The following is a 6,833-nucleotide window of genomic DNA, read 5'->3' on the forward strand; positions in this document are numbered from 1 at the left end:
GGCTGCGATATGCAGCCGAGCCCTCCCTGCTCCTGAATTGGAACCTCCCCTGGTTCTCATCGACGGGTAGGGTCACAGCGTGACGGACCCGATGCATTTCGAGCGCGTGGCGGAGGGCTATGCAGCGGCTCGGCCGCCCTATCCTGCTGAGCTTTGGCGTGATGTTCTGGCGACGGGTCTTGTCGCTCCCGGCCGGCGCGCTCTCGATCTAGGCGCCGGCAGCGGTCAGGCGACCGGCGAGCTTCTGCGCTATGGCATGGATGTCGTCGCCGTCGAGCCTGGACGGCGGCTCGCCGACATCATCGAAGACCGATTCCCGAGCGCAGTGGTCGTTCGTTCGAAGGCCGAGGACATCCGGCCCGGCGAGGCGACGTTCGATCTGGTGGTGGCCGCGACATCCATCCATTGGATGAATGTCGATGTCCTGCTGCCGATCATCCATCGCTCTCTGAAGCCTGAAGGCCGGTTGCTGATCTGGCGCAATGTCTTCGGCGACGGCGCCGCAGAGGTCACACCGTTCCGCCGAGAGGTGCAGCGCATCGTGGCTGCACGGCCCGCCTCGGGAGCGGTCGATCACGAGAGCATCGACACGACCACTCGTGCCCTTCGAGGCTCCAGGCTGTTCCGCGTAGAGAAGACCCACCTCTTCCGTTGGACGGTCGACCTCACGACGGAGCAGGTCCGCGCTCTGTTCGGGACGTTCAGCAATTGGACGCCGGACGAGGCCGACGCAGCGGCCTCGGCGGTCGCGGCGCTGGGTGGCAGCGTCACGGAGAGCTATACCTCGTGGCTCATCGAGGCATCACCTGTGTGACGAGACCGCGGGGTCGCGGCAAGGACGCGGCCGGCCGACGTCAGCCGCTCACGACCTGCACGATGGTCTTGCCGCGCCCCGATCCAGCGCTGAACGCGGTCGCGGCCTCCTCGAGCGAGACGACGTCGCCGACGAACGTGCGCAGACGCCCGGCCCGCACGCGCTCGACCAGAGCAGTCAGCTCTGAACGACGCGGCTCCACAACGAAGAACCTGGCGAGGATGTCCGTTCGGTCCGGTCTGGGCGGGGCAGGGATGGCGACGAGCGTCCCACCGGGGCGGAGCCGCATCGCGGCGCTCGCGCCGACGTCACCCCCGATCACATCGAAGACGAGATCGACCTCACCCGCTTGCTCGAGGTCATCGACGTCGACGAACCGGTGAGCGCCGGCCTCGAGAACGCGATCGCGCTGGGCCCGGCGCCCGGCCCCGAGCACCGAGGCACCGGCATCCCTCGCCAGCTGAGCGACGATCGACCCCACTCCTCCTGCCGCACCCGTCACGAGCACCGTCTGCCCGGCCTGCAGGCCGCCGTGCTCGAACAGACCTTGCCACGCGGTCAGCCCCGAGATGACCAGCGCGGCGCCCGTGACGAAGTCGACGTCGGCGGGCAGCGGTGCCAGATTCCGCGCCTCGACGGCGACGTATTCCGCCAGCGTGCCGTCCCTCGTCCAGTCGGCGAGGCCGAAGACGCGCTGCCCGACCGTCAGGCCCGTCGTTCCGTATCCGAGCTCGGTGACGACACCGGCGAGCTCGTGCCCCGGCACCGTCGGCGTTCGGTCGCGTCCTGCCCGGTCCGCCCACGTCGCAGGCCACTCCAGCTCGCCGGGGGTGAAGCCGGCAGCGTGCACCCGAACGATGACGTCGTTCTCCGAGGCATGCGGATGCGGTCGGTCATCCAGTCTCATGCCCGCCGTGCCGGCGGACTGATCGGTCACGGTGATTGCTTTCATGGTGGTTCCTTCTCGAGAGAGGTGAGCTCCATTCAACTCCGACGCTGCCCGGCACGCATCCGGCTCGGGGCTCGATCGAGTCGGGAACGGCGGCGCGGGAGTTGCTGGTCGTCAGGCATCCGTCGCGGTCAGCTCACGCGCTATTGCCACGAAGTCGTCGATGAGCCGGGACCGCCTGCCGCGTTCCCAGCCCAAGTGCACCTCCGTCGGAGGCAGGTCGGCCACCAGGACGAACCGCACATCCTGCCTGCGATAGAACTGCGCCGTCGACAACGGGAAGATCGCGATCCCCTTTCCGACCGCGACCAACTCGAGCTTCTCCTCCACGGTGCGGCTCCGCGTGCGCGCCGATCCCCGTCGGCGCTGCATCTCCCGGGCCACGCCCGCCCACTCGGGCACGGCGGCGGGATCCTGCAGGAGACGCTCGGCGACGAGGTCGTTCATCTGCACGCTCTGCGCCGCCGCGAGCTCGTGGTCCGCAGGCAGCATGACCACGCGGGGTTCGGCGAACAGCCGCTCGGTCGCGAGCCCGGCGGCGTCGAAGGGCTGGCGAAGATAGCTCACGTCGGCGCGTCCGTCACGCAGCACCATCACCTGGTCGTCCCAGCCCGTGCGCATGACCTGCGTCTCGACGTCGGGATGCGTGCCCTGGAACGCGCGCACCGCCTGCGTCACGACGAGCCCGGGCATGAATCCGACCGTGAACACGAACTCGCCGCGGGCGGCAATAGCGATCCGCCGCCGCACCGCCGAAGCCGACGCCAGCAACCCCTCCGCCTCACGGTAGAGCAGGCGGCCCTCCTCCGTGAGCTCCGTCCCCCGGGTGTCCCTGACGAACAGTCGCACGCCGAGCTCGTCTTCGAACGCACGGATCTGCCGTGACAGCACCGGCTGGGCGATCATCAACGCCTCGGCCGCGCGTCCGAAGTTCAGCTCCTCGGCGACCGCCACGAAGTACCGCAGCTTTCGAAGGTCCAGGTCGGGCGTCACGACTCCAGCCTGCCACCGTCCGGTGATACCCGCTGGGTTTCACTCACGACGAAAGAGGTCTTGGACGCACGGGCGGCTCGCGCCGCACACTCGTTGCGCATCGACGAACTCGTTGCGCTCGATGAAAGGAATCCCATGTCTCTCCTCGATAATCGCGTCGTCATCATCGGCGGCACCTCGGGCATCGGCCTGGCGACCGCGCGCGCCGCCATCGCGGAGGGCGCCGACGTCGTGATCGCATCCAGCCGGCAGTCCAGTGTGGATGCCGCGCTCGGCGAGCTCGGCGCGCGCGCCACCGGCAGTGCACTCGACGTACTCGACCGCGACGCGGTGCTCGCGTTCTTCGAGCGGATCGGCGGCTTCGACCACCTCGTGTACACGGCCGGTGAGTCGTTGAGCCTCATGCCGGTCGACGGGATGGATCTCGATCGCGCGCGGGGCTTCTTCCGGATCCGGTTCTTCGGCGCGCTGAATGCGGTGAGCATCGCCGCGAAGCGCATCCGACCGGGCGGATCCGTCACTCTCACCTCGGGTTCCGCCCGCACGCGACCCGGCTCTGGCTGGGCCGTCGCGTCGAGCCTGTGCGGGGCGACCACGAGCCTTGCCGGAGCACTCGCAGTGGAGCTGGCGCCGGTTCGCGTGAACGTGGTGGAACCCGGGATCATCCGCAGCCCTCTGTGGAGCGGCATGAGCGCCGAGGCCCAGCAGGCGATGTACGAGGAGCAGGCCGCCCTGCTCCCGGCCGGCCGGGTCGGAGAAGTGGATGACGTCGCCCGCGCCTTCGTTTACTCGATGACGCAGCCGTTCATGACGGGCGCCTCGATCCCGGTCGACGGCGGGGCACTTCTGGTGTGAGCGCGTCGCACTCATTCCGGCGCCGGCTGACCTCGATTGGCGTTGACGGCATTCGGCTCAGAGCAGCACGCGGGACTGCGTGTCGCCCGGGCGGATCTGCAGCTTGCGACCGGTTCCGCGCCGGAACATGTCGAGCGCATCCGGATAGTCCTCGAGCGTGAAGCTGTGGCTGATCATCGGCTTCGGGTTGATCGCGCCGGCCTCGAACATCTCGACGGCCCTGCCGAACGAGTTGAGCACGGCCATGGTGCCGACGATGCTGATCTCATCCCGGTACACGCGGAACGGGGAGTACGACGCCGTCGCATCCGCCGGCGCCACCCCGAAGTGCTGGAACGTGCCTCCCGCCTTCACGCGCGGCACGCCGTCTTCGATGGCGCGGATGTTGCCGGTGCAGTCGATGACGACATCCCACTTCTCCCGCGACGCCTCGTCCGCACTCCGGTAGACGTTCTCGACACCGACCTCCCGGGCGGCCTGCAGACGGTCGCTGTTGATGTCGACGACCGTGACGCTGGCCGCGCCTGCTCGGGGGGCGAGCTGCGCCATGAGAAGTCCCATGGTTCCGGATCCGTAGATCAGGTAGTGCTCGCCCATCGATCGCGGAAGGATGTCGTACCCGCGGATCGCGCACGCCAGCGGCTCGATGAGTGCGGCATCGTACAAGTCGGTCTCGTCGCGAAGCCGGTAGACGTTCGCGGCCGGGGCCTTGAGGTAGACCGCCGACGCTCCGTCGCTCGCCACGACGCCGAGACCGTTCCACTTGCGGCAGAGATTCGACCTGCCGTTGAGGCAGAACTCACAGGTGCCGCACGTCGTACTCGGGTTGACGACGATGTGGTCGCCGATGGCGAGCCCCTCCACGGCCGTGCCGACGGCGGTCACGACACCGCTCGCCTCATGGCCGGGAATGAGTGGATAGACCGTGCCCTCGAACTCGCCGTCGTACACGTGCACGTCGGTGCCGCAGATGCCGACGGCCGCCACTTCGACGACGACCTCCGTCGCCGACGGCACCGGGTCGGCGACCTCGCGCAGCGCCAGCGAACGCTCGGCCTCGAAGACAATTGCTCGCATCCGTCTCCACCCTTCTGATCGCGATGCTCGACGCTCACGCATGAAGCGGAGGTCGAGCGAGATGCCGGCACGCTGACGAACCGTGCGCCCGCGGCGGCATCCTCGATCACCCTAGCCAGTCAGCCCTTCGCCGTGGCCGGCGGGGCGCGACCTCTCGACCGCGTGCGCGAACGCATCCAGAAGCTCCGGCCGCTCGCTCGAGGCGTCGAGCACGTCGTCGAGCGCGGCGGCGATCGTCACGGAGGCAAGCACGTCGTCGGCCGCGGCCTGCGCGCGCAGGTACAGCTCCTCCAGCCTCGGACGGATGCTCAGCCCGATGGGACAGCGCTCGGACGGGGGCGTGCTATGGAGGCCGAACAGCGGCTCCTCGCCCAGCGCCTCGCGCACGTCGCGAATCGTGATGGATTCGCCAGGGCGAGCGAGCGCCCACCCTGCGCGCCCGCCCCTGTGCGCGATCACGAGACCCGCGTCACGCAGCGATCCGAGGAGCCTGCGCACGACCACGGGGTTGGTGCGGATGCTGCCCGCGATGTCTTCAGACGTGGCGCGGTCGCCACCTAGCCGTCGCTGCAGTTCGATCCATTCCAGGGCATGCACGGCCAGGCTGAGCCGGGAGTTGGCGCTCATGCGTCGGCCGTGGGCGCGGGAGCTCCCTTGAGCAGTTTCGCCGCTCCCCACAGAGAGCCGACGTTGGCGCGCCCCGGCTGCTTGGCCAGCATCCACTCGTAGAACTCGATGGCCGTCGCCGTGCGCGCATCCGCCTCTTCGATGTCCTCGAGGTACCGGATGGTCGCCTCGATGTCTGCGGCAGAGTCGTCGCCCGATGGCTGCTTGTGTCCGCTCACGACGTGGCGCGCATCCAGCTGCTCAAGGCGGCGGAGCGCGGCGATCCAGTTGAGACGGGTGGCGGCAGTCGTCTCCGCCAGGTAGGGATACGTCTGGCTGTAGACCACGTCGCCGGCGACGATGAGCCGCAGGTCGGGGACCCACAGGGACGTCGTTCCTGTGGTGTCGGTGTCGCCCGCCTCGATCACAACGAACTCGTGCCCCTCGACCGTGAACGCGCCCGTCTCGAGCACGTCCGGAAGCTCGACCTGCGGAATCCGGCCGGGGAAGAGCTTGCCCCAGAAGCCGTCCCGCCACTCGGGCCGCGCCTGCGTCTCCAGCTCGGCGACGGTTCCCGGCATGGCGAGGATGCGCGCCTCGGGAAACGCCGCGCGCAGCTGGGCGACTCCGAACGCGTGATCCCCGTGGCCGTGCGTGAGATAGACGGCCGCGAGCCGCTTGCCGTGGCCGCGCACCCACTCGATCAGCCTGTCGTTCTGATCGATCGTCGCGTACGTGTCCACGAGAACGGCCTCGCTTTCGCCGAGGATCAGCGTCGCCGAGTTGGCGACCCACCTCCATTCGTCCTGACCGTCCGGCAGGTCCCTCGTGAGACCCTCCCGTCTCTCGGTCCACACCTCGTACCGAAGCTCGCTCATGGCATCCGCCCCTCGATGTAATGTAACTACTTTGGTTACGTCGAGCATAACCATGCCGCGTCGCGGCGCGCAAGAGTGACGAGAAGTGGCTCGGGATGCTGCTGTCCACGGGTTGAGCCGCTGCACGGGGCGGATCATCATCGACTATGCGAATGGCGGCGGAGACGGTTGACGTGAACGGCCATCGCCTCGGTGTGCGGCTGTCTCTCGCCGCGCCGACAGCGTCGAAGGAGGAGCCGTCGGCCGTTGTCTTCGTGCACGGGATAGGAATGTCGCACCGCTCCTTCGCGCGCATCCAGCGCCTCGTGAGCCGCTCGTTGCACACCGTCTCCATCGACCTGCCCGGCTTCGGCGGCGCGGCATCACCGCACCGACGACTGGGCATCCGTGGGAACACCGCCGTCGTCGCCGCCGCCCTGCAGCGCCTCGGCGTCGGCCGGTGCACTGTCGTCGGGCAGTCGATGGGAACGCAGATCGCGGTCGAGCTGGCGCACCTCCGCCCCGAGCTCGTGCAATCGATCGTGCTCATCGGGCCCGTCGTCGACGACCGTCGGCCGACCCTCGCGCAGCAGGCAGCCGCGCTGCTGCACGACTCGCTGCACGAAGGCCTGGGCATGAACGCGGTCGTGGCGACCGACTATCTGCGCAGCATCCCGCAGTT

8 protein-coding genes are annotated in these 6,833 nt (G+C 68.7%); 3 read left to right on the top strand and 5 right to left on the bottom strand.

Features of this window, described 5'->3' with window-relative positions:
* Window positions 1-79: 79 nt before the first annotated feature.
* A complete protein-coding gene (locus VHB92_RS13480) occupies window positions 80-814 on the top strand; it encodes a class I SAM-dependent methyltransferase (protein ID WP_325454281.1) in 735 nt (244 codons plus the stop codon).
* 40 nt (window positions 815-854) lie between these two features.
* Here VHB92_RS13480 and VHB92_RS13485 read toward each other — a convergent pair whose 3' ends face one another.
* Together VHB92_RS13485 and VHB92_RS13490 are read right to left on the bottom strand one after the other, a co-directional pair.
* Complete coding sequence (locus VHB92_RS13485) at window positions 855-1,766, bottom strand: NADP-dependent oxidoreductase (RefSeq protein WP_325454282.1); 912 nt, start codon at window positions 1,764-1,766, stop codon at window positions 855-857.
* Window positions 1,767-1,877: 111 nt separating this feature from the next.
* Window positions 1,878-2,756 (bottom strand): LysR family transcriptional regulator, encoded by an 879-nt coding sequence (locus VHB92_RS13490; RefSeq protein WP_325454283.1) that lies wholly within the window; start codon window positions 2,754-2,756, stop codon window positions 1,878-1,880.
* Window positions 2,757-2,891: 135 nt separating this feature from the next.
* Between VHB92_RS13490 and VHB92_RS13495 the strand changes: the two genes are divergently transcribed.
* Window positions 2,892-3,611, top strand: a complete 720-nt coding sequence (locus VHB92_RS13495; protein ID WP_325454284.1) for an SDR family oxidoreductase — start codon at window positions 2,892-2,894, stop codon at window positions 3,609-3,611.
* 57 nt (window positions 3,612-3,668) lie between these two features.
* Here VHB92_RS13495 and VHB92_RS13500 read toward each other — a convergent pair whose 3' ends face one another.
* The 3 genes from VHB92_RS13500 to VHB92_RS13510 all read right to left on the bottom strand — a co-directional run bounded on the left by VHB92_RS13500 (window position 3,669) and on the right by VHB92_RS13510 (window position 6,172).
* Complete coding sequence (locus VHB92_RS13500; protein WP_325454285.1) at window positions 3,669-4,688, bottom strand: zinc-dependent alcohol dehydrogenase family protein; 1,020 nt, start codon at window positions 4,686-4,688, stop codon at window positions 3,669-3,671.
* 111 nt (window positions 4,689-4,799) lie between these two features.
* Window positions 4,800-5,315 carry an Rrf2 family transcriptional regulator gene (locus VHB92_RS13505; protein ID WP_325454286.1) on the bottom strand — a complete coding sequence of 172 codons (516 nt, stop codon included), beginning with the start codon at window positions 5,313-5,315 and terminating at the stop codon, window positions 4,800-4,802.
* Window positions 5,312-6,172, bottom strand: a complete 861-nt coding sequence (locus VHB92_RS13510) for an MBL fold metallo-hydrolase (protein ID WP_325454287.1) — start codon at window positions 6,170-6,172, stop codon at window positions 5,312-5,314. Before VHB92_RS13510 ends, VHB92_RS13505 begins: the two co-directional genes overlap by 4 nt.
* Window positions 6,173-6,324: 152 nt before the next feature.
* Here VHB92_RS13510 and VHB92_RS13515 point away from each other — a divergent pair.
* A partial coding sequence (locus VHB92_RS13515; protein WP_325454288.1) for an alpha/beta fold hydrolase occupies window positions 6,325-6,833 on the top strand: 509 nt, incomplete at its 3' end.

Source organism: Humibacter sp., from assembly GCF_035547335.1.
Taxonomy (GTDB): domain Bacteria; phylum Actinomycetota; class Actinomycetes; order Actinomycetales; family Microbacteriaceae; genus Humibacter.